Below are 23,917 nucleotides of genomic sequence, written 5' to 3'. Positions count from 1 at the left end.
ACCGTTTCACCGTTTCACGGAAACGGCGAACCGCTCTATCTCTTTGTTTTGATGCAATTCCGGGCGGAAAACCGATCACACTTTTCCTGGAATTGCTCTAACGGTTGGGCTCGGCGACTTCGCCGTAGCCTTCCGTCCGGAATTGCGACTCACAAACTGACCGAAGGCGGCAACCCGCCTGCTACTGATCCAGACCGTTACTTGACGATGACGATGCTGGTGTTGGACGGGCCGAAAGCCTCGACAAGCTGGTAGAAATCGGCCGCCGCATCCGGATGCAGCCGCACGCAGCCATGCGACGCCGGACGCCCCAGGTGGTTGATGGCATAGGTGGCATGCACCGCATAGCCGCCGCTGAAGAAGACCGAATGCGGCATCGGCGCGTTGTCGTATTTCTTCGAATACCACATCTCATGCATGCTCTGCGGCCTGAACGAGCCGGTCGGCGTGATGTGGCGCCGGTCACCCGTCGACACTTTCCAGGTATAGGTCGGCCGGCCGTCGACCGTGACTTCCATGATCTGCTGCGACAGCGAAACCTTGGCGACGATCTGGTTGGCGTGGGCGGCGTTGCTGCCGATGAGCAGTGCCGCACCGGTGAGCGCGGCGGCAGTGATATTGATGAGCTTGGCGGAGATGGCGGTGTTCATGACGTCCCTCTGTTTTCTGCCGATGCGTTCCGGCTTCAATTTCGATGGCCGCCTTATCTCGCTCGCCCGTTTCAATTCTATTTCGCTTAACACTCGTTTGTGTTTCGAATCTGTTTCCATAAGTTAACAAAGGGGGACTGCGAGAAGTATCCCGGACCATTGCCCGACATGTGGCGATGGCGTGATGCACAATCCGCTCAACGCAGAAGCGAAAGTTCATGTCCCTCATATGAAAGGGAAAAATGCAATTTTCGAAACCAATCTGCAACAAAGCGCGGCGTGCGCGGCATGAAGTGGATACAGGCTGGCGGCAGATTTGACGCAACGGGAACAGACACAGCAAACGAAAATGGACAGCACATCGAACCTGCGCTCCTGGCTTGTCAGGATCAGCGCCGCGGCAATAATGATCGGTGGAGCCGCCTCCGTGGCCGGCCATCCGGTGACGACGCTGGCGGCGATGAGCACCGCTGAGGTTTCGACGCTGCACATGGCTCTGTTCATCGCCTTGGTCTGGATCGTCTCCAGCCTGCGCGTCTCCCGGTTGAAGGCCTTCTGGCGGGTCGGCCTTCGATCGATGGGGATGCGCGGCCCCTCCGGCTACTTGCTGCCGAGAGGACCGAAGGCCCGCGCCGCAGCGGGGGGCTCCGTAAGCGGCGCGGGCACTTCGGGGATTTCCTGAAGCACCGGCAATAAAACAACTCCTGTCCGGAGTGGCTGAAAATAGAAAGAGGGCGTTTCGCCGTTTCGGTGAAACGCTCTCGTTGAGATTGAGGATCAAAGACATGAGGACGAAATTGGCCGCCTCGGTGCTTTCCGCACTGCTTTACGCTCAAGGCCTGCTTGGTTTTGCCGCGCTGGCGACGGTGCTGCTCAAGGATCGCGCCCATGCCGGCGAGATCGCGATCAGCACCAATATGCCTTCCGGTCCATCGATCCTGGTAGCGCGCTGACCACGGAACGTCGGATCCAGGTGGAAATCAGGCCGAGGATCCGATGACGAACGATGAAAACCGTCTCGCCGGCCGCGTCTCACTCGTTGCGTTGGGTTGGCGGATCGAAACGGTAGCCGGCGCCGCGGATGGTGATGATGGTCTCGGTATCGAGCTTGCGACGCAGCCGCACGATGCGCGAGTCGATCGAGCGGTCGAAAGCATCGGCATTCTCGGCCGGCGCGGCGGCGATGATGTCGTCGCGCGTCAACACCTTGCGCGGGCTGGCCAGGAACAGCCTGAGCAGCGCCACCTGTCCGGGCGACAGCTGGTCCTCTGTGCCGGAGCGATGCATCACCATGGCCGACCGCAGATCGACGGTCGCGTTCTCCAGCACGATCAACTCCCCGCCAGTCCTGCCGCGCCGCGTCATCAGGCCGCCGATGCGCGCTGCAAGCTCGCGCACGTTGAGCGGGCTTTCGACCACATCGGCGGCGCCGAGCTCGAGCGCCAGCACCTTGTCGACGAGATCGCGCGGCCGGCAGATCAGGATGAAATCGGGACCGCCCTCGCCACCGGCGCCCTGGCCACTGTAACGCTTGAGCAGTTCCCGCCCCTCCGCCTGGCTGACGTCGTCGCCGATCACCACGACATCGATGCCGCCGGCCGAAAGCAGCGATTCAGCTTCCCAGGGCTGGCGCGCCTGGCGCACGTCGTGCCCGCGCCGTTCGAGATGATCGGCAAGGTCGCGCGCCACCACATCGGCGACGGACACAAGCGCGATGACGGATCGTGCGGCCATTTTCTTCCCCCGCCACAGACAACTCGAGATGAGTGCTGGACATCATGTTTATACCCAATCTACTTTCCACTGAAAGCGGGAGCGAGCGCGTCGTGAAGGCACGTATCATCGTCGTCGAGGATGAGCCGGATCTGAGGGAGGCCGTGGCCGAGTATCTCGGCGCCAGCGGCTATGACGTCACCATGGCCGAGAACGCCGTGGCGGCGCGTGCTTTGTTCGAGACGCAATCCTTTCACCTCGCCATGCTCGACATCGCCATGCCCGGCGAGGACGGGTTGTCGCTCGGCCGCTGGCTGCGTTCGAAAACGCAGATCGGTATCATTTACGCCACGGCGGCCGGCACCGCGCTCGACCGAATCGTCGGGCTGGAACTCGGTGCCGACGACTACATCGTCAAGCCTTATGAACTGCGCGAGGTGCTGGCGCGGGTCCGCAGCGTGCTGCGCCGCGTGCCCCAAGCGACGGAACCGCAGCCGGCCAAGGCCGCGACCAGCGACCGTCGCTTCATGAATTTCGGCGGCTTCCAGGCTGACTTCGACGGCCGCCTGGTCACCGGTGTCAATGGCACGGTCATCGATATGGCAAAGAGCGAGTTCGACGTGCTCGAGGTTTTCCTCACCCGCGCTAACCGGCTTTTGACCAGGGCGGCGATTTCGGAAGCGATCGGCTTTGTGGAAGACCCTGAATCATCACGCGCGGTCGACATCCGCATCATGCGGCTGAGGAAAAAGATCGAAGCCGATCCGGCCAATCCGAAATTTCTGCGCACGGTGCGCGGCGAAGGCTATATCTTCTCGCTGCCGACAAACGACAGCAATTGAGCCCGCCGACCAGGCTCCGAAGGACGGCCGACCATGACTGCTGAGGCAGGACGCACCGACATGCATGGCTCGCGCCCGGGTGGCGCCGCGATGGCGGCGGTCCATGTCGTGCGCCGCCTGCGTGAAGCCGGCGACTGGCAGCGCGAGATGGACGGCATACTGGAAACCATTTGCCGCAAGATGGATTGCCAGCGCGGCATCCTCTTTCGCCTGCGTGAACTGCCGGGCGAAGGCTTCGCTCAATCCGTCGCCTCCTACTGGATCGACCCTGGCTTCGGCGGCGAACTGGCCTCGCCAACGGTGATCATGCAGACGATCATCAATTCGGATTCCCTGCTGGAAAAGCTGCAGGAGGACGAACGCCAGGGCAAGATCTTTGCCGGCCACACGCGCGACCTCGACGGCTTCCTGCGGGTCGACTTCGAGAAGCAGAACATCAAGTCCTTCCTCTCGGTATCGGTCTTCACGCATGGCCATCTGTGGGGCACGCTTGCCGTCAACGACTGCATCGCCGAGCGCCAATGGACCGACGAGGAAGAAGCGACGCTGCACATCATCGCCTTGGCCATCGGCGATGCCATCGAACGCTCGCCCTCCGAGGCGCATGCCAGCGAGGTGATCCGCCGCACCATGCTGCAAGCTTCGCTCGACGCCATCCTCGTCATCGACGAGGCCGGCTCGATAATCGAGTTCAATCCGGCCGCCGAAAAAATGTTCGGCTTCAAGCGCAGCGACATCCTCGGCAAGGATCTGCTCAACACCGTGGTGCCCGTCTACTATCGCAAAGGCTACACCTCCGGCGCCGACTACATGTCGGGCCGTGGCGCGCCCATGGTCGGCCATCGGCTGGAGACGATGACCCAGAACGCGGCCGGTGAAATCTTTCCGATCGAATTGACCGCGACCGAGATGCGCGTTGCCGATCGGCGGCTGATCTTCGGCTCGATTCGCGACCTGCGCGAGAAGCTGCATGCCGAGGAAGAGATCAACCGCCAGCGCGAGAAGCTGCACCAGAATGAGAAGATGGCGGCGATGGGCTCGCTGCTCGCCGGCGTTTCGCACGAACTCAACAACCCGCTGGCCGTGGTGGTGGCGCAATCGACGCTATTGCACGAATTCGCCCCCGACCCGCAGACCAAGGTGCGTGCCGAAAAGGTGCGCGCCGCCGCCGAGCGCTGCGGCCGCATCGTCAAGAGCTTCCTGTCGATGGTGCGCCTGCATCCGACCGAGCAGGCCGAGACCGACCTCAACCAGGTGATGCGCTCGGCGCTCGAGGTCACGGCCTACGGCGCGCGCTCCAGCGGCATCATCATCGACACCGACTTCGCCGACGGGCCGCTGCTTGCCATGGCCGATGCCGACCATGTGACACAGGTCGCGGCGAATTTCCTCATCAACAGCCAACACGCGCTTGCCGGGATCGCCGCCGAAAGATGCATCAAGGTACGCACTTTTCGCGGCGAGCGCGGCAACCCGGGCTTCTCGGTCGAGGACAACGGTCCAGGCATTCCCGAGGCGATCCGCTCGCGCATTTTCGAATCCTATTTCACCACCAAGCCGGTCGGCGTCGGCACCGGCATCGGCCTGTCGATCTCGAAGTCGATCGTCGAGCGCCACAACGGCAACATCTGGTTCGAGGAGGTGCTGCCGCATGGCGCGCGCTTCATCGTCCAGTTGCCGGCGATCGCCGGCGGCGCCGCCAAGGCCGGCGAAAACGCGCCGCGTTCGAGCGGGCTGCGCCATGCGCTGATCATCGACGACGAGCCCGATGTCGCCGGTTCGCTGTCAGACATATTGGAACTGATGGGTTTGAAGTCGCGCGTCGTCGCAAGCTGGACGTCGGCGACCGACGTGCTCACCGGCCACATGCCGCCGGACATCGTCTTTTCCGACCTGCGCATGCCGGGCATCAGCGGCATGTCCGTCTATCGCGAACTGCTCGCCGAGCGGCCGGCACTGGCGCAGCGCTTCGTGCTGGTGACCGGCGACTTGATCGGCGCCAAGGCCGAGATCGAGGCGCTGCCGCCGCTGCAGCGCCCGCAGATCCTGGAAAAGCCGTTCTCGACCCTGGACGTCCGCGGCGTCCTCTCCGCCATCGCAGACCAGGCCGCGGCCGACACCTGAACGCACGCGGCCGCGCTTTGAACCGGCGCGGGTCTGTTCAGATTCAGGTCAGCCCGTGCCGAGAAGGGTGGGTTTCGAGAACCGGAGCGGAGCGTACTTAAAGTACGTGAGCACCGGAAGCGCAGGAACCCGCCCTTCGCAGGCCGAGCTCACCTGAATATGGACAGGCCCGAAAAAAGAGGCTCCCGACCGACTTAGCGGTGGGAGCCTGACTTGAGCGCAGGAGGGGCGCTCGGGGAGGTCGTGAAAGCTGTTAAAAAATATTCGGCGTGCTGGTGAGCGGCGCCGCGTTGGCAATCATGCGCACCGCGCGGGCCCTGTGCTGGCCGGACTGCTCGGCGATGACGCGCAGGCAGTCAGCGCTTTCGGCGCCCCAGTTCTGGCCCTTGCAGGCAAAATCGATTTCCGGTTCCGGCAGGCGCGCGGTCTTCTGCGTCGTCGGCGCGCCTTGAACGACATTGGCCGGCGGATTGATCGAAGCGAAAGCCGGGCCGGACGCCGGCGCCACCAGCATGCCGACAAAAGCGCTGGCCCCGATCAGCATGAACATCGCCATCGGATGGTCGCTGGCACGCTGGCGAAGTGCCAGCTTCGGCCGGCGATCATTGCGTTCCGGCCCGTGCGGGCCCTGGTTTGTCTGAGCGGTTTGCACTTTCGCGAACATCGCCGTTCTCTTCGTTATCTTTCTTTTTCCCTTGAAACGAACCTAATCGCGCCAGGTAACAGCTGAATGGTTGAGTGCGATCGTCCGTGTAACAAGATTGAAACAGCCGTTTTGCCGCCGTTTTCGTCCTGCTTGCGGCCATTCAGCCGTGATTGAGTCCGGGTTCATATGCCCCGACTGCACCGGGCCGACTGTAAACGACATCACACAGCACCCTGATTGTGGCTGCGCGGACCCCGCTTCCGGCGCCTGGGTTGCTGAGAAATCGACCCCTTTGCAGGCGCATTTTCAGTACCAGAATCGCTGTTTTGCTTCCTCGATTAAGACCCGGATTTTCCGTGATTTTCCTGGCTTGGGTGGCTTAAAATCCGAAGCCTGGGATTTTTCATATTTCTGCAAGCCATTGCATTTCAATATAAAATATGCTTTTATTGAATGAGTATTCAACAAAAAGAAGAGCATGCCCATGAACCCGCACCTCCGTGACGTGGCGATCCCGAACGATTGGGACCGGCGGGGTTTGCCGGGGTGGAGTTATCATTCCAACGCCCTGCTCGAGCTCGAGAAGGAATACGTCTTCCGCAATCATTGGCAGATCGCGGGCCATATCTGCGACGTGCCCAATCCCGGCGACTATCTGACCATGGACGTCGTCGGCGAGCGCGCGCTGATCGTGCGCGGCAAGGACGGCGTCGTGCGCGCTTTCAACAACATGTGCCGTCACCGCGGCAGCCGTGTCGTCGCCGACAGTCAGGGCACCTGCAAGAACGCACTTGTCTGCCCGTTCCACGGCTGGGTCTACAATCTCGACGGCACGCTGCGCGGTGCGGCCCGGCCGCGCTCCTTCCCCGATCTCGACAAGACCGAGTTCGGCCTGATGCCGCTCGACCTCGAGCTCTGGATGGGCTTCATCTTCATCCGTTTCCGCAAGGGCGGCCCGCAACCGTCGGTGGCCGAGCTGCTGAAGCCGATCGAGGCGGAGATGGCGCACTACAACGTCGCCGACATGGTGCCGAGCTGGGGCATCTGGACCCAGAAGTCGCCGGTCAACTGGAAGTCGGTGCGCGACGTCGACAATGAAGGCTATCACGTCGCCATGGCGCATCCGGCGCTGCAGGACCTCTACGGTGCGACCTATTTCGACGAGCCGTTCATCAACGGCGTGTCGCGATCCTTCGCCAGCTACAATCTACATGCCGGCCGACGCTGGAGCGTGCGCGAATACATCAAGCACGCGCCCGACGCCTCACACCTGCCGGAGCACCTGCGCAAGGCCTGGATCTACTACGGCATCTTCCCCAACAACGCGCTGTCGATCATGCCGGAATCGGTGCAGTTCTATCAGGAGTTCCCGCTGTCGACCGGCGAGACGCTGCTGCGCGGGGCGGTCTATCGCTACAAGGACGAGACCAGGCAGCAGGCCGCGGCGCGCTACCTTGCCTACCGCATCGACCGCGACACGATGAACGAGGACGTCCAGCTTTCGGTGTGGTCGAACGAATCCATGCTGTCGGAAGCTTTTGAAGGCTTCTACTTGTCGGATTTGGAGTACGGCGTGCGCAGCCACCATGACCATCTGCGCAAGCAGATTCCGGTGCTGAACCTGGAGACCGCACCCGAGGAAAAGGACATGTGGGGCCTGAACGACGCGCTAAGGTCTAGGGGCTAGGCGAGGCGCCGGAACTGCTGATCTCCCCCCTTGCGGGGGAGATGTCCGGCAGGACAGAGGGGGGCGCGAAGGATCGCGACCTTCGCCACCTACGATCGTCCACAACTAACGAAAGTGCCCTGCTGCAATAGCTGAGATGCTGGCGGGACAGCGCCCCCTCTGCCCTGCCGGGCATCTCCCCCACAAGCGGGGAGATTGGCTAATCACCCCCGCCACACCCCTTCTTTCCGCAGATCATCCATGGTCCGAGAAATGCCTTCGCGCAGGATCCCCACCATGTCGTCGACCTGTTCTTTGGTGATGATCAGCGGCGGCGACATCACGCACATATTGATCAACGGCCGCACCAAGAGGCCGAGCTCGTGGCAATGCGCGTCGATGCGCTTGCCGACATCCTTGTCGAGCTGCAGCGGATCCTTGCTTTCGCGATCGGCGACGCATTCGACGCAACCCATCAGCCCGACGCCGCGCACCTCGCCGACCAACGGCAGTTCCTCCAGCGTCTTGAGCTGCGCCTGGAAATAGGGCGCAATCTCGCGGGTGTGCTGAAGTACGCTCTCTTCCAGGAGATCGAGATTCTTCAACGCCACCGCGCAGCCGATCGGGTGGCTGGTGTAGGTGAGACCATGACCGAACATCGCGTCGGGATGGTTGGAGCGGCGCAGCTCCTTCAGCAGCCGCTCCGACATGATGACGCCGCCAAGCGGGAAATAGCCCGAGGTGACGCCCTTGGCGAAGGTGATCATATCCGGATCGATGCCGAAGACGTCGCCCGAGGCAAAGACATGGCCGAGCCGCCCGAAGCCGGTGACGACCTCGTCGGAGACATAGAGGATATCGTTCTCGCGGCAGATCTCGCGGATGCGCTTCAGATACCCATCCGGCGGCACGATGACGCCGCCCGAGGCCTGCACCGGCTCGCCGACAAAGGCGCCGATCCGGTCGGCGCCGACACGCGCGACGGTGGCGCGGAACTGGTCGACCAGGAAATCGGTGAAGGCCTCGACGCTCATGCCTTTCGGGCGCCGGAACGGGTCGGGCGAGGAAAGCTTGACCACCAGCTCGTCGGCGCCGTCCATCCAGTCGCGATCGCGCGGCCGGCCATTGAGCGAGGCCGACAGATAGGTCGAGCCGTGATAGGCGCCGCCGCGGCTGAGGATCACCTTCTTCTCCGGCCGCCCACGCACATTGTTGTAGAACTGCATGAAGCGAAGCGCCGTCTCCACCGCCGACGAGCCGCCGGTGGTGAAGAAGGTGTGGCTGAGGTCGCCCGGAGCGGCATCCGCGATGCGTCTCGCGAGTTCGGCCGACGGCGCGTTCATCGTGTACCAGGGCGTGTTGTAGGAGAGCGCCATCGCCTGGTCGTACATGACCTTGGCCAGTTCCTCGCGGCGATGGCCGACATTGATGCACCACATGCCAGCAGGCCCGTCGATCAGCCGCTTGCCGGACGCTTCGGTGATATAGATGCCATCGCCCTCGCCGATCAGCGCCCGCGCCTCGTCGCCGACAGAACCGGCATAGGGCCAGGGCTGGACGAGATGGCGCTTGGCGAGCTCGACCGCGTCGTCATCACCGGTCTCGACGCGTTCGTTTGCCTTGATCTTGCTTTGAGCCGCCATCTTCGCCTCGTGTCATCGGAGTGCAGGATTTTATCGGGCATCAGGATGAGGTGAAGACCGCATAAATCCGGCCTTTCTTCACTTCATTTTGAATATCCGTTCAATCAATATCGCAGAAATAGCGCTTGATTTCAATCGGCGGATGCGCTCATGATGAAAGAAAGCCGGCAAGCCAGGGAGCGATCGCGCTCCACGCATAAATTGGGAACAGGCAGCCGGCGCCAAGGCATGATCCCGAAAAGTGGGAAACCGGTTTTCGGATAAGATCATGCTCCAACAAGGAGCCAGATCAGGATGGCGACCCAACGGAACGTCGTCCTGGTCTAGCAAATGGGAAGACCGCATGGCGGGACAGTCCAAGCCAGCAACTGAAATCACGCCCGGAGCGCGGCAATGACGGCTGCCGCGGAAGGGTCGCCCCCGTTGCATGCGGCGGGATTGAGACGAAGTCCCCTTCTGCAATCGGAAGCCGTACAGGGTTTTGCCCTGATCAGTCCTACCTTCGTTTACGCCCTCATTCTGCTTGTCCTGCCGATCCTGGTCGTCATCGCCCATTCCTTCTGGACGCAGGACTATCTCACCATCGACCACACATTCACGCTGGAGAATTACCGGATCGCGCTGACCGAGCCGATCTACCGCGACCTTTTGTGGCGTTCGCTCTATATCTCGTTGACGGTCAGCCTGCTCACCGTGGTCCTTGCCTATCCGATCGCCTATTTCATCTCCTTCCAGGGCGGACGCCACAAGAGCCTGTGGCTGTTCCTGATCACCATCCCGTTCTGGACCAGCTATCTGCTGCGCGTCATGTCGTGGAAGGTGATCCTCGGCTACAACGGCGTCTTGAATTCAGGGCTGATGGGCCTTGGCATCATCGACGAGCCGTCGACGGCGCTGCTCTATAATTCCACCGCGGTCATCATCACGCTGACCCATGCCTGGGCGACCTTCGCCATCCTGCCGATCTTCGTTTCGCTGGAGAAGGTCGACCGCACGCTGGTCGAGGCGGCAACCGATCTCGGCGACGGGCCGTTGCGCTCCTTCCTGCGCGTGACTTTGCCGCTGTCGGCACCCGGCGTGATCTCGGCGGCACTGATCGTGATGATCCCGACCGTCGGCGATTACGTCACGCCGAAGCTGGTCGGCGGCAAGGACGGCGTCATGATCGCCAACGCCATCCAGGCGCAATTCGGCAAGGCCTCGAATTGGCCGCTGGGCGCGGCACTTTCCGTCACCACCATGTTCATTGTCTCGCTGATGGCCGGAGCCACGGTGCTGATCATGCGCGGCCTGCAGAGGCTGGCGCGATGACGGCGATAAAACGTTTCCTGCCCAGCTGGCTGTCGACCTACGCCCTCCTCTACGTTGTCTTCCTCTATCTGCCGGTGATCTTCCTGCCGATCTTCTCGATCAACACGGCAGCGACGCCGAAATTCCCGCTCTCCGGCGTCACCCTTCACTGGTATGAAGACCTGCCGCGCACACCGGCGCTTCTCGACGCTGCCTGGAACAGCTTGATCGTCGGCATCTCCGCCTCGATCCTGTCGACGGTGCTTGGCATTCTCGCCGCCCGTTCGATCACCCGCTACCGCTATCCCGGCCGCCGCACGATCAACGGCCTGATCATGGCGCCGCTGGTGCTGCCAGAGGTGATCGTCGCCATCTCGATGCTGCTAGTCATGCTGCAGCTGGGCCTGAGCCTGTCGCTGTTCACCGTCGTGCTCGGCCATGTGCTGGTTTGCATTCCCTATTCGATGACGGTGCTGACGTCCGGCTTCGAAGGGTTCGACCGCAGCCTCGAGGAAGCCTCCGCCGACCTCGGCGAGAGCGCGTTCGGCACCTTCCGGCGGGTGACGCTGCCGATGGTCGCGCCCGCCATAATCTCCAGCCTGCTCGTCTGCTTCACCATCTCGCTCGACGAGTTCATCATCGCCTTTTTCCTCACCGGCACCGAGGCGACGCTGCCGATCTACATCTGGGGTCAGTTGCGCTTTGCGGCCAAGCTGCCCGGCGTGCTGGCGCTCGGCACCTTGCTGCTCATTGCGTCCTTCGTGTTGATGACAATTGCCGAAATCCTGCGCCGCCGCGCGGCCAGACGCACCCAGAGTGAGGGAGGCCTCTATGCTTGAGCGGGTTCAATCCGATCGCGCCCAATCCGAACGCACAATGATTGAAATCCGCGACGTCACGCGCAGCTACGGCACATTCAAGGCGCTGGACAATGCCACGCTCAGCATCCGCGAGGGCGAGTTCTTCTCGCTGCTCGGTCCATCCGGTTGCGGCAAGACGACGCTGCTGCGCATGATCGCCGGCTTCGACAAACCGACCAGCGGCTCGATCCTTGTCGGCGGCCAGCCGATGGACGGCATCCCCGCCAATCGCCGCCCGACCAACATGGTCTTCCAGAGCTACGCGATCTTCCCGCATCTCAATGTCGAGCAAAATGTCGCCTATGGGCTGAAGCGCCTGAAGCTGCAAAGCGGCGAGGAAAAGCGCCGGGTCGAGGAAGCGTTGGCGCAGGTCTCCCTGACCGGCCTCGGCAAGCGCCGCGCCACCGAACTCTCCGGCGGCCAGCGTCAGCGCGTTGCGCTTGCCCGCGCCTTGGTCATGCGGCCAAAAGTGCTGCTGCTCGACGAACCGCTCTCGGCGCTCGACAAGAAATTGCGCGAGCAGATGCAGGTCGAGCTGCGCCGCCTGCAGCAGGCGGTCGGCATCACCTTCGTGCTGGTCACCCACGACCAGTATGAGGCGCTGGCGATGTCTGACCGCATCGCGGTGATGTTCGGCGGCCGTATCGCGCAGGTCGCCTCGCCGAAGGAAATCTACCAGCGCCCCGTCAATCGCCAGGTGGCCGACTTCCTCGGCGGCATGAACTTCGTCAAGGCGCAGATCGTCGAGGAAAACGGCGCCTCGCTGGTGCTCGACACGCTGGGCTTTGGCCGCGTCAAGGCCGACAAGCCCCAGGCCTTCGTGCGCAATGGCGCTGCTGCCACGCTCGGCATCCGGCCGGAGCGCCTGCGCGTCTTATGGGACAATGCGACGGCGAAGTTCGAAGTCGCCGGCAAGGTGGTCGAACGTCACTATTTCGGCGAGATCACCCATCTGATCGTCGAGATACCTGGACTGGAAAAACCGCTTTCGGTCACCGAGACCAACGATTTCGGCGCCGACGACATTCCGGTCGGCACCTCGATCCGTCTCGGCTACGACCCCGAGGCGCTGGTCGCGATGGCCGACTGAATCTTTTTCGCCGCGATGCGCCCGGCAACGATGGCGCCTTCCACGTAGCCTGGAAACGACGGCGACACTTCCGAAGCGGCGAAATGTACCGGCGGCGCGCCGGCAAGGATGGTGCGCTCGGCATGTCGCGCCGTCACATCGACGATGAGATCGCTATAGGCGCCGCCGCTCCAGCGGTCATGCGTCCAGTCACGGGCGCTGAAATCGAGAACATTGCTTGCTTCGGGGCCGAACGCGTCGACGAGCCTTGCCATCACTTCCGCCTGCAATGCCGCCTCGCCGAGCGCGTGCCAGCGCAGCGCCAGTGGGCCGCCGACGAAGACGATGACCGCGGCATGGTCAATGTCCTTGCTGGCATCGCAGACGAACAGCCCAGGCAGATCGCGCCACATCACCATGCCGCTGAGATCCCGCGCACGCCAGAATGGCTTGGCGTAGCGCACCAGGATCTTGATCACCGCGCCGCTTTCCCAGACGGCCAGCGCCTTGGCCAGCACACCGGGCAAGGCCGGCGCGAAGGCAAGCTTCGCCGCGGTCGCCGGCGGCAGCGCAACCAGAACCTCGCGCGCCTCGACGATACCTGCCATCGTTGCGATACGAACGCCTTGCGGCCCTTGTTCGATCCGCGTGACCGGTGTGCTCAACCGCAACCGATCGCCAAGCTCTGAGGCAAGGTCCTCGGCCAGCGATTGCATGGTGTCGCGCAGAAAATACTGCAGCTCGAACACCTCGTTGGTGATGCGGCGGTCATTGTCGATCAGGTACCAGAGCGGCACCTTGTCCGCGGCCAGGCACCAGAGCCCTTCGACGAGCGAGCGGAAAGCAGCCTTGGCATCGGCTGCATCATGCTGGCGTTCCAACCACGCCGCGACGCTCAGTCCGGCAATCGCCGGATCGTCCGGATCGATCCTGTTCATGCGTTCGCGGATCGCCATCGAGGCATGATAGGTGTGTTCGGCCCGCGCCGGCGTCATCTGCGGATGGGTGATGAACTCGCCGTCGACATAAGTCTCGACGAATGCCTTGCCGTGGGCTTTGGCCAGCGCCATCACTTCGGGCATGTCCACGCACAGGAACTGGCCGCCGCTGTCAATGCGCTCGCCGAGGCCATTGCGGACAGCCTCGACCCTGCCGCCGACCCGGTCGCGCGCTTCGAGCAGCACGAAATCGATGCCGGCGCGCTGCAATTCGAGCGCAGCCGACAAGCCGGTGAAGCCGGCGCCGACGATTGCAACGCCGGTCTTGTCTATCTTGCTGCTCAATACCCGGCCTTGATCTTCTCGAATTCGGCGATCATCCGTTTCTTGAGGTCTGGCGCCACCGGTTGCTGGAACAGCGTCTTGTCGAGGAACTTGTCGAGATTGTCGAAGCCGCGGTCGACCAGCACCTTGTGATCGAGCGCCGCCATGCCGGCGGCATTGCCATGGCCGTAACCAAAGGTCTTGACCATATAGTCCGACACGCCGGGCGCGTTGACGGCGTTGAGGAAATCATAGGCCTGGTCGGCCTTGCCGGGTGCATCCTTCATCAGCACATAGCCGCACACCCAGGTCGAGATGCCTTCCTTGGTGTCGCGGTTCATCTCGATCGGCATGCCCTGGCCCTTGAGCGTCACATAGGTCTCGTTCCAACCCCAGACGAGATCGACCTCATTGCCTGTGAAGGCCTGGTTGAGGTCTGTGTCGTCGGTCCAGTAGAAGCGCACATTCTTGTGCACCTCGCGCAGGAAAGCGGAGGCCTCTCTGAATTGCTCGTCCGTCATCTTGGTCCAGTCCTTCAGACCGACGACCAGGCTCGCCAGCGCATAGGCGTCGTCGACATTGTCGCCGATGGTAACGCGGCCCTTGAATTTCGGATCGGCGAAAATCTTCAGCGACTGCGCCTCGTCCTTGGTGACCTTGTCGGTGCGATAGAGCAGCGAGGTGTTGCCCCAGTCGAACGGCATGAACCAGGCCTTGCCGTCGGCGGTGGTGGCGAGATCCTTCATCGCCATGATGCCCGGATTGAGGTCCTTCCAGCCGGTAATGCGGCTGGTATCGAGCGGCTGCAACAGACCGGCCTCGCGCCATTTCACCACGCTCTGCGAGCAAGGATGCGCGATATCGGCCTTGAAGCCGGCACGCATCTTCTCGAAAGCCTCGTCCTCGTCGCCGAAGAAGGCGAAGGTCGGTTCGGCGCCATACTTGGCGGTGTAAGCGGGGTGCAACAGCGGATCCTCGTAACCCGACCAGTCGAAGACGACGAGATCGCCGCCGCCCTCGGCGAACGTGTGGGCAGCGCCGGCGCCGAAGATGACGGCAGCGGCAAGGGCTAAACGGCAAAGCGTGGATTTCATGGCCTGAGTACTCCCCCCGTCGCAAACATTGCGAACGAAGTTAGGAGAATTCCCCGACTTTGGCGAGCCCGCCCGCGTCGGTTCGAAGCCAAGCGGACGGGCGCACAAAACGAGCCTCAATAGCCGGCTTTGATCTTCTCGAACTCGGCGATCATCTTGAGCTTGAGCTCGGACGGCAGCGGCTGCTGGAACAGCGTCTTGTCGACGAATTTCTCGACATTGTCGTAGCCCTTTTCCTTCAGGATCGCCGGGTCGACGCCGGCCATGCCCTTGGCGTTGGCCTGGCCGTAGCCCCAGTCCTTGACCAGCACCTTGGCGATTTCCGGATCGTTGACGGCGTTGAGATAATCATAGGCTTTGTCGACGTTGCCCGGCGCGTCCTTGAACAGCACGTAGCCGCACACCCAGGTCGAGATGCCCTCGTCGGTGTCCTTCTTCGACTTGATCGGCACGCCGGCCGCCTGCGACTGTACGGCGGCGTCGTTCCAGGCCCAGGCGAGATCGACCTCACCGCCGGAAAGCAGCTGCACGATGTCGGTGGTGTCGGTCCAATAGGAACGGACATTCTTGTGCACCTGGCGCAGGAAGTCGGACGCCTGCTTGAACTGCTCGTCCGTCATCTTGGTCCAGTCCTTGAGCCCGATGGCAAGGCTGGCCAGCGCATAGGCGTCGTCGACATTGTCGCCTATCGAGACCCTGCCCTTGTACTTGGGATCGGCGAAGGCCTTCAGCGACTGCACATCCTTCTCGGCGATCTTGTCGGAGTTGTAGGTGAGCTGCGTGTCACCCCAGTCCCACGGCATGAACCAGGCCTTGCCGTCGGCGGTCGTGGCCAGATTCTTCATCGCCATGATGCCGGGATTGAGATCCTTCCAGCCGGCGATCTTGGAGGTGTCGAGCGGTTGCAACAGACCGGCCTCGCGCCATTTCACAACGCTCTGCGAACAGGGATGGCCGAGGTCGGACTTGAAGCCGGAGCGGATCTTCTCGAACGCCTCGTCCTCGTCGCCGAAGAAGGCGAAGGTCGGCGAGTCGCCGTTCTTCTCGACATATTTCGGATGGAAGCTCGGATCTTCATAACCCGACCAGTCGAAGATGATCAGGTCCTTGTCGGCGGCGACCGCGAACGCCGTCGCCGAAGCGGCGAGCGCGCCGCCAAGCGCCAATGTCAATGTCAGGCGTCGGCTGAGTTTCTTCATATCGTTCCATCCTCTTTTGGTTCTGCCGGTCTTGCTGGCCGGCTGTTGCTAACTAAAATGTTTTGGGAAGGCGGCGGCCAGGAAGGCATTCGCCGCCTGTAGCGCCGTTTCGCGCGTGGTGTCCTCAGTGCCCATCATCAACCGCAGCCACAGCCCCTCCAGCATGGCCGACAGCGCCAGCGCCATCACCTGCGGCTCATAGGCATAGGGGCCGCTTTGCTTGAGGCTCGCGCAGAGGTCGATGAAGACCTGCTGGTAGTAATTGTCGCGCGAGCTGCTCAGTGATTGATAAGTCGGCCGCGACTTGGCCTCGCCCCAGAAGGCGAGCCAGGCGGCGAGCTTGCGCTTGTTGCAGATCGAGCGATCGAAATCGGCCCATACCAGCTGCTGCAGCTGTCTGGCCGGATCGTCGCCCGCCTTCTGCAGGGCGGCGCGCCAATGCGCGGAATACTCGTCATACATATGCTGCAGCGTGGCGATCAGCAGCTTTTCCTTGCTCTCGAAATGGAAGTTGACGATGCCGCGCGACAGGCCCGCGCCGTCGGCGACATCGGCCATCGTCGTTTCCGCGTAGCCGCGCTTGGCGAGCGAATCGATCGTCGCCTCGATCAGCTGCAACTGCCGGACTTCCTTCGAGGCCTTGCGGCCGCGCTTTTCGGCATCGTTCTTGCGCGTCGTTTCGGCAACGTCCCTGGCTGCGGAAGTCTTCATGGATGTGACGGTCTCCAGCATTGCCGGCTATCCTACCGGCTTCCAACCGCGCAGATGAGTGGGACGGTGCTCGCCACTGTCAAGCACCTTCTGCATTGCCTCCCAGGTCTTGATGTTCTTGTCGACATAGGCCGCTCCGACCGCCGCGGCGGCCTTGGCATAGAGCGGTCCCTTGAGCCGCGCGAGCTCGTCCCGCGCCACGTCGCGGTACCAGGAATTGCGGTCGCGCACGGTGATATCGGCAAAGCCGGCGCGCCGCATCGCCTCGGCATAACGCGCCGGCGACGCCATGGCGAAGGACAGCCCTTCCGCCGCGAGATAGGCCTTCATGTCCGGTGACGGTTCGCCGTCATGCGAGATCATCCAGTTCGACGCGGCAAAGACGCCGCCCGGCTTCAGGACGCGGAAGATGTCCGCGAACAGCGCGTCCTTGTCGGGCACATGCAGCAGCGCATCCTTGGAGAAGACGACGTCGAAGGAAGCGTCGTCAAAAGGAAGCGGCCCGGGCGGCGCCTGGACGAAGTCGACGCGGTCGTCGAGACCGTGCCTGGCCGCCCCTCGCCGCGCCGTCTCGATCACCGGCCCTTCGACATCGAAGCCGGTGGCTTGAGCGGCACCATGTCGCGCCGCCAGATGCAGCGTTATGCCACCGGCGCCGCAGCCGATATCGAGAACTGTCTTGCCCTCGAGCGACAGCCCTTCGACGACACGGTCGACCTCCTCCGGACCGCCCGGCGACAGGTAACCCTCGCCCCACAGCGCTTCGAGGAAGCGAATGGCCGTGTCGTCATATTCCGGTTCGGCGTTAGCCGTCTCGATCATCGGATCTTCACCCCAAATACCGATGGTGATCATTCCAGAAATGCAGGCAAAGCCTAGCGCATCAACGGGAAAACACAACACTGTTTGTTGAACATTCATTCAAAATGGCTGGACAAAAAACCGTGATCCATGCCAAATTCCCCGCATCGGGGAACAAAAGCACCGAGCAATCCCAGGAAAAGTGTGAAGCGGTTTTGCGTCCGGAATTGCGAAAAAACAAGAAGATAGGGCGGCCGGATGGAGGTTGAGCGCATATGAAGACGTGGGATGCGATCGTCATCGGCGGCGGCCATAACGGCCTGGTCAACGCCTGCTACCTGCAGCGCGCAGGGCTCGACGTGCTGGTGGTCGAAAAGAACGAATGGGTCGGCGGCGCCGCCACCAGCCGCGAGCTGACGCCGGGCTTCCTCTACTCCAACTGCTCCTATGTCTGCTCGCTGTTCAGGCCCGAGATCATGCGCGACCTCGAGCTGCCGCGCTTCGGCCTGCAGGTGATCTCCTACGAAGGCGGCGCGGTGTTCACGCGCGACGGCGACTACCTTGCCAACTACCGCGACCATGACGCTCATCGCCGCGAGTTCGCCCGCTTCTCCAAGCGCGACGCCGAGGCCTATGACCGCTATTCGCGCGACGTCACAAGGCAGTGTCGCTTCATCCAGCCGCTGTTGATGCGCACCGCGCCGGACCCGACCAGCTTCCGCCCACGCGACATCGGCGAATTGTTGTATCTCGGCAAGAAGTTCGCCGGGCTTTCGGCCGAGGAGATGGCGCTGACCTTGCGCTTCTGGACGATGTCGATCTCGGACTTCCTCGACGAGTATTTCGAGACCGACCTCATCAAGGCGAACTTCGCGCTGTCCGGCATCATCGGCACAGCGCTCGGGCCGATGTCGCCCGGCACGGCCTATGTGCTGCTCCACCACTATATGGGCGAGGTCGACGGCTCGGTCGGCGCCTGGGGCTATGCGCGCGGCGGCATGGGCGCCGTCACCAAGGCGCTGGCCGCGTCCTTCAAGGCCTCAGGCGGCACCATCCGCACCGGCGCCGAGGTCGACCATGTGCTTGTCAAGAGCGGCAAGGCCAAGGGCGTGGTGCTGGCCGGCGGCGAGGAGATATACGGCAAGCTCGTCATCTCCAACGCCGACGTCAAGCGCACCTTCCTGAAGCTGGTCGAGGAGAAGGAACTGCCCGACATCTTCCTACGCAGGGTCCGGAATTTCAAAATTCGCGGCTCGTCCGGCAAGGTCAACATCGCGCTCGATTCGCTGCCGGAATTCCCGGCTCTGCCGAAGGACTCCCCGGTCTATCGCGCCGACATGCATTTCACCGATTCCATCGAGCGGATGGAGCGCGCCTATGACGACTGGAAGGCCGGGCGCTGGTCGGCCGATCCCTTCCTCGACATGATGATCCCGACCACGCTCGACCCGACCATGGCGCCGCCGGGCAAACACTTCATGAGCTGCTTCGTGCAATACGCGCCGCCCAAGATCGACGGCCGCGACTGGACCGACGCCGACCGTGATGGTTTTGCTGAAAGCGTGATTGCGCAGATCGCGCAATATTCGCCGGGTTTCCGCGACCGCATCGTCCATATGGAGGTGCGCACGCCGCGCGAGATCGAGGCCGAGGTCGGCCTCACCGAAGGCAACATCTTCCAGGGCGAATTGACCTTCGACCAGTTGCTGTTCAACCGACCGGTGCCGGGCTACGCGCAATACCGTTCGCCGGTTGGCGGCCTCTATATGTGCGGCTCCTCCACCCATCCCGGCGGTGGCGTCATGGGCGCGCCCGGACGCAACGCCGCCGCCGAGATCCTGCGCGATCTCGCCAAACCAACCCTGCATATGAGCCCGGCCCATGACGTCATCTGAAATGAACTGGGATGCCATCGTCATCGGTGGCGGCCACAACGGTCTCGTCGCTGCCGCCACGCTGGCGAAATCCGGCCGCAAGGTGCTGCTGCTCGAGGCCGGCGACGACGTCGGCGGCGCCGCGCGCACCGAGGAGTTCGCGCCGGGTTTCCGCGTCTCCGCGGTCGCGCATCTGCTCAACCGCTTGCATCCCGATGTGGTGAAGACGCTGGAGCTCGAGCGCCATGGCCTCAAAGTGGAGCGCAGCGACTTCGTGCCGTCGGTCGCGCTGTCGAAGGACGGTCCCCTGGTATTGCACGGCGCCTATGGCGAGGTGCTGACCGGGGCAAGCCCTTCCGAGCAATCCGCCTGGAAGGAATTGCGCGCGCAACTGTTGCGCTATGCCGGCATCCTGAAGCCGTTCCTGTCGCGCCGGCCGCCGGACCTTGGCGGCCTGTCGCTCGCCGAGATGACCGGCCTCGGCCAGACGGCGCTGGCGCTGAAGCGGCTCGGCAGGGAGGACATGCGCGATTTCCTGCGCGTGCTGTTGATGAATGTCTACGACCTGCTCGACGAGCAGCTTTCGGACAACAGGCTGAAGGGCCTGCTCGCCTTCGACGCTACGCTCGGCTCGCATCTCGGGCCGCGATCGCCGACCTCGCTGCTCGGCCTCTACTACCGGCTGGCTGGCGAGATCGGCGGCCTCGCCGGCGCGCAGATGCAGCCGAAAGGCGGCATGGGCGCCGTCGTCGCTGCCATTCGGTCAGCCGCGGAGAAGGCCGGCGTTTCGATTCGCCAGGCTTCGCCCGTTGCGAAAGTCATCGTCGAGAAGGGCCGCGCTGTCGGCGTCGTCACGCAGAGCAGCGAAACGCTGCGCACAAAGACCGTCGTCTCCGCCATCAATCCCGCGACCACGATCCTGGACCTCGTCGGGCCGCGCGAGGTCGATACCGGCTTCGTGCGCAAGGTGAAGAACATCCGCATGAAGGGCGATGCGGCGAAGCTCAATCTGGCGCTCGAGCGGCCGCCGCACTTTGCCGGCGTCGATGCCGCCGACCACAAGGGACGCCTCGTCATCGCGCCTTCGCCCGACCATGTCGAGCGCGCTTTCAACCCGTCGAAATATGGCGAGTTCTCGCCAGAGCCGGTGATGGAAATCACGCTGCCCAGTCTCGCCGATCCATCACTCGCCCCTTCGGGAGCCTGCGTGCTCTCCGCCGTGGTGCAATATGCACCTTATGCGCTGAAAGAAGGCTGGGACGCCGGCAAGGCGAAATTCCTCAAGGCGATCATGACGCAGCTCGAAACCTACGCCCCAGGCATCGGCGCCACGGTGCGTCATGCCGAGCTCCTGACGCCGGCCGATATCGAGGCGCGCTACCGCATGCCAGGGGGCCATTGGCACCATGGCGAATTACAGGCCGACCAGATGCTGATATCGCGGCCGGTCTCCGGCCGGTCGGGCTACGACACGCCGCTCGAAGGATTGTTCCTGGCCGGCGCCGGCTCGCATCCGGGCGGCGGCATTTCCGGCGCGCCCGGCCTCAACGCCGCACGGCGCATCATCGCGATGAGGGCATGAGCATGGCGCAAGCAACCAGGAAGAAGCCCGTCATGGCCGAAGTCGACCCGGCGCTCGAAACACGCATCGCCGCGCAATCCCACTTCCGTACACTCAGGCTCGGCACGCCCTTCCAGCCGCGCATCGACGCGCTTGGCCTGCAGCAGGACTGGTACAGCTGGGCCGGCTACCGCGCCCCGCATTCGCTGTGGGACGAGGAGCTCGAATACTTCGGCATCCGCAGTCAGGCGGCGCTGTTCGACATTTCGCCGATGACGAAATACCGCATCGAAGGTCCGGACGCCGAGGCCTATCTCGACCGCGTCACCCTGCGCGACATGACCAGGCTGAAGCCCGGCCGCGTCCACTACACCGCCTGGTGCGACGACGAGGGTTTCGTGCTCGATGACGGGACATTGTTCCGGCTGTCGCCGACACGCTTCCGCCTCTGCTCGCAGGAACGCCATCTGCCTTGGCTGCTCGACAGCGCCATTGGCTATCAGGTCAGCGTCGAGGAAGAGACCGAAGCCGTGGCCGGCCTGGCGCTGCAAGGCCCGACCTCGTTCGCCATCCTGCGCGATGCGGGCTTCGCCGGCGTCGAGCGGCTGAAGGTCTTCGACCTCGCCGAGTTCGCGCATGACGGCGCCACGGTCACCATCTCGCGCACCGGCTTCACCGGCGATCTCGGCTACGAGCTGTTCGTGCCGGCCGACAAGGCGCTGAGCCTTTGGGACCGGCTGATGGCGGCGGGCGAACTGCGCGGCATCCGCGCCATCGGCTACACGGCGCTGAACCGTGCCAGGCTGGAGGCCGGGCTGATCGTCGCCAATGCCGACTTCACCACCGCCGAGCATGCCATCCGCACCGACCGCCTGCGCATGCCGGACGAGATCGGCCTCGGCTTCATGATCGAGCCGGCAAAAGGCCACTTCAACGGCCGCCGCGCCATCCTCGAAGCGCGGGCAAAAAAGAGGCTCCGGCATGTGCTGGTCGGGCTGGAGATCGAAGGCAACATCCCCGCCGAGCACGCCATCGTCTATTACAAGAAGAGCCAGGAAGTCGGGCTGGTCAGCGCGGCGATGTGGTCGCCCATGGCCAAGCGCAACATCGCGCTCGCCTCGCTGCAGCGGCCCTATGGCGACACGATCGTGGACGACCTCTGGGTCGAGATCTACGCCATGCGCGAGCTGCAGTATCAGAAGCTGATGAAGCGGGCGAAGGTGGTGCCGCGTCCCTTCATCAAGCTCGACCGCCGCACCGCCAACCCGCCGGCGGATTTCTGATCCATGACCACCGATGCACAGCCCGACGATGCCGAAGCCGCCGAGCAGTGGGAACTGGTCAACACGCCGCTCGGCGAGAAATGGTCCGGCCGTACTCGCTACGCGGCGGCGATGTTCTTCTTCAAGCGCGGCGAGATGAATGCCGAGACGCTGGAGGTCTACCGCATCTGCGCCCGGCTCGATGCCGAAAACCCCTTGCCGATCATCCGCGACCGCGGCGTCGGCAAGGAATGGCTGCAGCGGATCGGTTACGCGCAGTGAGCGTGCTCATCCTATGGTTCTTTCCAGCACGCTCAGCCAATTGCGGTAAGCAATCTTCTCGATCAGCGAGCGTCCGAAACCGCGCGCGGCGAGCGCGTCGATGAGCTTCGGCAGGCCGGCGACGTCGCCGATCACAGCCGGGATCATCGCGCCATCGAAATCGGAACCCAGCCCGACGCCGTCCTCGCCCAGCGCCTGCAGCAGCGAGTCGATGTGGCGCACCATGATGTCGAGGCTGGTGTCGGAATTCATGCGGCCGTCCTCACGCAGGAAGCCGGTGGCGAAGTTCAAGCCCACCATGCCGCCCGACTCGCGGATTGCGCCGAGCTGCCAATCGGTCAGGTTGCGCGAATGGCCGCAGATCGCATGCACGTTGGAGTGGGTCGCGACGAGCGGCGCATCGCTCAGGTCCGCCACGTCGCGAAAACCCTTCTCGTTGAGATGCGACAGGTCGATCATGATTTTCAACGTGTTGCAGGCCTTGACCAGCGCCTTGCCGGCATCGGTCAGGCCAGGCCCGGTGTCGGGCGACGAGGGGAAGCGGAACGGCACACCATGGCCGAAAGCGTTGGACCGGCTCCAGACGATGCCCAATGAGCGTAGGCCGGCGGCGTGCAGCACATCGAGCATCGCAAGCTCAGGATCAATCGCCTCGACGCCCTCGATGTGGAACACGGCGGCGATCGAGCCCTTGGCCATCGCGTCGCGAACATCACCGGCACTGCGGCAGACGGTCAGCGCGCCGGCGCGCTCCAGCCGAAACAGGATCGACGCCATACCGATGGTGGAGGTAATCGCGTCGGCCTGCGGCAACTCCGGCGGCAAAGGCTCATTGTCGCTCGGCGCCGGCGGCACGGCGCTGCGCTTCGACTTTTCGACCGGCGGCGGAAAGATCGCGAACATGCCGCCGGCAAAGCCACCCTTCTTGGCGCGCGGCAGGTCGATATGGCCGCCCGGCGTCCCCTCGATGAACAGCTTTTCGACGTCCGCATCCTTCGATTGGTAGAGGCGAAGGAGCGTGTCGTTGTGGCCGTCGAAAACGGGGATCAGGTCGGTATCGGTCATAAGGGGAGCCATTCAATTCGGTGACAGGCGGGACGAGTTTTCGTCCAAGCGAACTGTCAACTTAGGCAAGATGGCCGGGCGGCGCAAATGCCAGGCCGGCTCTTTTCCTTCTCCCCTTGTGGGAGAAGGTGGATCGGCGCTTTAGCGCCGAGACGGTTGAGGGGTGTTCCAGCGGAGTGAAACGTCAACTTTCCCTGGGGCACCCCTCATCCGTCGCCTTCGGCGACACCTTGCATAAGCGATGTTGTATGAAGTGGTCGTCTCGTAAGAGACGCCAACGGCCGGGTGGCCACCCGGCCGTTG

23 protein-coding genes are annotated in these 23,917 nt (G+C 63.2%); 13 read left to right on the top strand and 10 right to left on the bottom strand.

From position 1 onward, the window contains the following. Nucleotides 1-197 precede the first annotated feature (197 nt). Nucleotides 198-650: a L,D-transpeptidase gene (locus AB6802_RS25470; protein ID WP_371012957.1), complete on the bottom strand. Its 453-nt coding sequence runs from the start codon at nucleotides 648-650 to the stop codon at nucleotides 198-200. A gap of 349 nt (nucleotides 651-999) precedes the next feature. Here AB6802_RS25470 and AB6802_RS25465 point away from each other — a divergent pair, with 349 nt between their 5' ends. Further along, the gene (locus AB6802_RS25465; RefSeq protein WP_371012956.1) at nucleotides 1,000-1,332 is read left to right on the top strand and encodes a hypothetical protein; all 333 of its coding nucleotides are present in this window, start codon (nucleotides 1,000-1,002) and stop codon (nucleotides 1,330-1,332) included. A gap of 103 nt (nucleotides 1,333-1,435) precedes the next feature. Continuing rightward, nucleotides 1,436-1,603, top strand: a complete 168-nt coding sequence (locus AB6802_RS25460; protein ID WP_371012955.1) for a hypothetical protein — start codon at nucleotides 1,436-1,438, stop codon at nucleotides 1,601-1,603. Between the two features lie 79 nt (nucleotides 1,604-1,682). On the opposite strand, the gene AB6802_RS25455 is transcribed toward AB6802_RS25460, so the two are convergent. Then, nucleotides 1,683-2,384 (bottom strand): response regulator transcription factor, encoded by a 702-nt coding sequence (locus AB6802_RS25455; protein ID WP_371012954.1) that lies wholly within the window; start codon nucleotides 2,382-2,384, stop codon nucleotides 1,683-1,685. Nucleotides 2,385-2,476: 92 nt separating this feature from the next. Between AB6802_RS25455 and AB6802_RS25450 the strand changes: the two genes are divergently transcribed. Further along, nucleotides 2,477-3,205 carry a response regulator transcription factor gene (locus AB6802_RS25450; RefSeq protein ID WP_371012953.1) on the top strand — a complete coding sequence of 243 codons (729 nt, stop codon included), beginning with the start codon at nucleotides 2,477-2,479 and terminating at the stop codon, nucleotides 3,203-3,205. A gap of 33 nt (nucleotides 3,206-3,238) precedes the next feature. Beyond that, nucleotides 3,239-5,329 carry an ATP-binding protein gene (locus AB6802_RS25445; RefSeq protein ID WP_371012952.1) on the top strand — a complete coding sequence of 697 codons (2,091 nt, stop codon included), beginning with the start codon at nucleotides 3,239-3,241 and terminating at the stop codon, nucleotides 5,327-5,329. A 253-nt stretch (nucleotides 5,330-5,582) separates the two neighbouring features. Here AB6802_RS25445 and AB6802_RS25440 read toward each other — a convergent pair whose 3' ends face one another. Beyond that, complete coding sequence (locus tag AB6802_RS25440; RefSeq protein WP_371012951.1) at nucleotides 5,583-5,993, bottom strand: hypothetical protein; 411 nt, start codon at nucleotides 5,991-5,993, stop codon at nucleotides 5,583-5,585. Between the two features lie 70 nt (nucleotides 5,994-6,063). On the opposite strand from AB6802_RS25440, the gene AB6802_RS25435 reads away from it, so the two are divergent. Both AB6802_RS25435 and AB6802_RS25430 read left to right on the top strand, forming a co-directional pair. Beyond that, on the top strand, nucleotides 6,064-6,432 hold the full coding sequence (locus tag AB6802_RS25435; RefSeq protein ID WP_371012950.1) for a hypothetical protein: 369 nt from the start codon (nucleotides 6,064-6,066) through the stop codon (nucleotides 6,430-6,432). Between the two features lie 27 nt (nucleotides 6,433-6,459). Beyond that, a complete protein-coding gene (locus AB6802_RS25430; RefSeq protein WP_371012949.1) occupies nucleotides 6,460-7,662 on the top strand; it encodes an SRPBCC family protein in 1,203 nt (400 codons plus the stop codon). A gap of 203 nt (nucleotides 7,663-7,865) precedes the next feature. Here AB6802_RS25430 and AB6802_RS25425 read toward each other — a convergent pair whose 3' ends face one another. Then, nucleotides 7,866-9,284: an aminotransferase gene (locus AB6802_RS25425; protein ID WP_371012948.1), complete on the bottom strand. Its 1,419-nt coding sequence runs from the start codon at nucleotides 9,282-9,284 to the stop codon at nucleotides 7,866-7,868. Nucleotides 9,285-9,677: 393 nt separating this feature from the next. Here AB6802_RS25425 and AB6802_RS25420 point away from each other — a divergent pair, with 393 nt between their 5' ends. From AB6802_RS25420 to AB6802_RS25410, 3 genes are read left to right on the top strand one after another with little or no spacing between them, the layout of a single operon-like run. Further along, nucleotides 9,678-10,595, top strand: a complete 918-nt coding sequence (locus AB6802_RS25420; protein ID WP_371012947.1) for an ABC transporter permease — start codon at nucleotides 9,678-9,680, stop codon at nucleotides 10,593-10,595. Then, nucleotides 10,592-11,413, top strand: coding sequence for an ABC transporter permease (locus AB6802_RS25415; RefSeq protein WP_371012946.1), 822 nt, complete (start codon nucleotides 10,592-10,594; stop codon nucleotides 11,411-11,413). Before AB6802_RS25420 ends, AB6802_RS25415 begins: the two co-directional genes overlap by 4 nt. 37 nt (nucleotides 11,414-11,450) lie before the next feature. Continuing rightward, entirely contained in the window at nucleotides 11,451-12,524 is a 1,074-nt protein-coding gene (locus tag AB6802_RS25410) for an ABC transporter ATP-binding protein (protein ID WP_371013072.1), read from the top strand. Here the strand turns inward: AB6802_RS25410 and AB6802_RS25405 are convergent. The 5 genes from AB6802_RS25405 to AB6802_RS25385 all read right to left on the bottom strand — a co-directional run bounded on the left by AB6802_RS25405 (nucleotide 12,488) and on the right by AB6802_RS25385 (nucleotide 17,591). Beyond that, nucleotides 12,488-13,786, bottom strand: coding sequence for a flavin monoamine oxidase family protein (locus tag AB6802_RS25405; protein WP_371012945.1), 1,299 nt, complete (start codon nucleotides 13,784-13,786; stop codon nucleotides 12,488-12,490). The two genes, AB6802_RS25410 and AB6802_RS25405, sit on opposite strands and share 37 nt — an antisense overlap. Further along, entirely contained in the window at nucleotides 13,783-14,859 is a 1,077-nt protein-coding gene (locus AB6802_RS25400; protein WP_371012944.1) for an extracellular solute-binding protein, read from the bottom strand. The genes AB6802_RS25405 and AB6802_RS25400 overlap by 4 nt, the downstream gene beginning before the upstream one ends. A gap of 116 nt (nucleotides 14,860-14,975) precedes the next feature. Further along, nucleotides 14,976-16,058 (bottom strand): ABC transporter substrate-binding protein, encoded by a 1,083-nt coding sequence (locus tag AB6802_RS25395; RefSeq protein ID WP_371012943.1) that lies wholly within the window; start codon nucleotides 16,056-16,058, stop codon nucleotides 14,976-14,978. A gap of 48 nt (nucleotides 16,059-16,106) precedes the next feature. After that, nucleotides 16,107-16,769, bottom strand: coding sequence for a transcriptional regulator BetI (gene betI / locus AB6802_RS25390; RefSeq protein ID WP_371012942.1), 663 nt, complete (start codon nucleotides 16,767-16,769; stop codon nucleotides 16,107-16,109). A gap of 27 nt (nucleotides 16,770-16,796) precedes the next feature. Continuing rightward, the gene (locus AB6802_RS25385; protein ID WP_371012941.1) at nucleotides 16,797-17,591 is read right to left on the bottom strand and encodes a class I SAM-dependent methyltransferase; all 795 of its coding nucleotides are present in this window, start codon (nucleotides 17,589-17,591) and stop codon (nucleotides 16,797-16,799) included. Nucleotides 17,592-17,845: 254 nt separating this feature from the next. On the opposite strand from AB6802_RS25385, the gene AB6802_RS25380 reads away from it, so the two are divergent. The 4 genes from AB6802_RS25380 to AB6802_RS25365 are packed head-to-tail and all read left to right on the top strand — an operon-like array spanning nucleotide 17,846 to nucleotide 22,549. Continuing rightward, entirely contained in the window at nucleotides 17,846-19,465 is a 1,620-nt protein-coding gene (locus AB6802_RS25380) for a phytoene desaturase family protein (RefSeq protein ID WP_371012940.1), read from the top strand. Beyond that, nucleotides 19,452-21,026 (top strand): phytoene desaturase family protein, encoded by a 1,575-nt coding sequence (locus tag AB6802_RS25375; RefSeq protein ID WP_371012939.1) that lies wholly within the window; start codon nucleotides 19,452-19,454, stop codon nucleotides 21,024-21,026. Before AB6802_RS25380 ends, AB6802_RS25375 begins: the two co-directional genes overlap by 14 nt. Before the next feature lie 2 nt (nucleotides 21,027-21,028). Further along, entirely contained in the window at nucleotides 21,029-22,288 is a 1,260-nt protein-coding gene (locus AB6802_RS25370; RefSeq protein ID WP_371012938.1) for an aminomethyltransferase family protein, read from the top strand. 3 nt (nucleotides 22,289-22,291) lie between these two features. Then, complete coding sequence (locus AB6802_RS25365; protein WP_371012937.1) at nucleotides 22,292-22,549, top strand: hypothetical protein; 258 nt, start codon at nucleotides 22,292-22,294, stop codon at nucleotides 22,547-22,549. A gap of 6 nt (nucleotides 22,550-22,555) precedes the next feature. Here the strand turns inward: AB6802_RS25365 and AB6802_RS25360 are convergent, their stop codons facing one another. Next, on the bottom strand, nucleotides 22,556-23,614 hold the full coding sequence (locus tag AB6802_RS25360) for a dipeptidase (RefSeq protein ID WP_371012936.1): 1,059 nt from the start codon (nucleotides 23,612-23,614) through the stop codon (nucleotides 22,556-22,558). Nucleotides 23,615-23,917 lie beyond the last annotated feature (303 nt).

The sequence above is a fragment of the Mesorhizobium sp. RCC_202 genome (assembly GCF_041355295.1).
Classification (GTDB): domain Bacteria; phylum Pseudomonadota; class Alphaproteobacteria; order Rhizobiales; family Rhizobiaceae; genus Mesorhizobium.
This window is presented reverse-complemented; position numbering and strand designations above follow the sequence as displayed.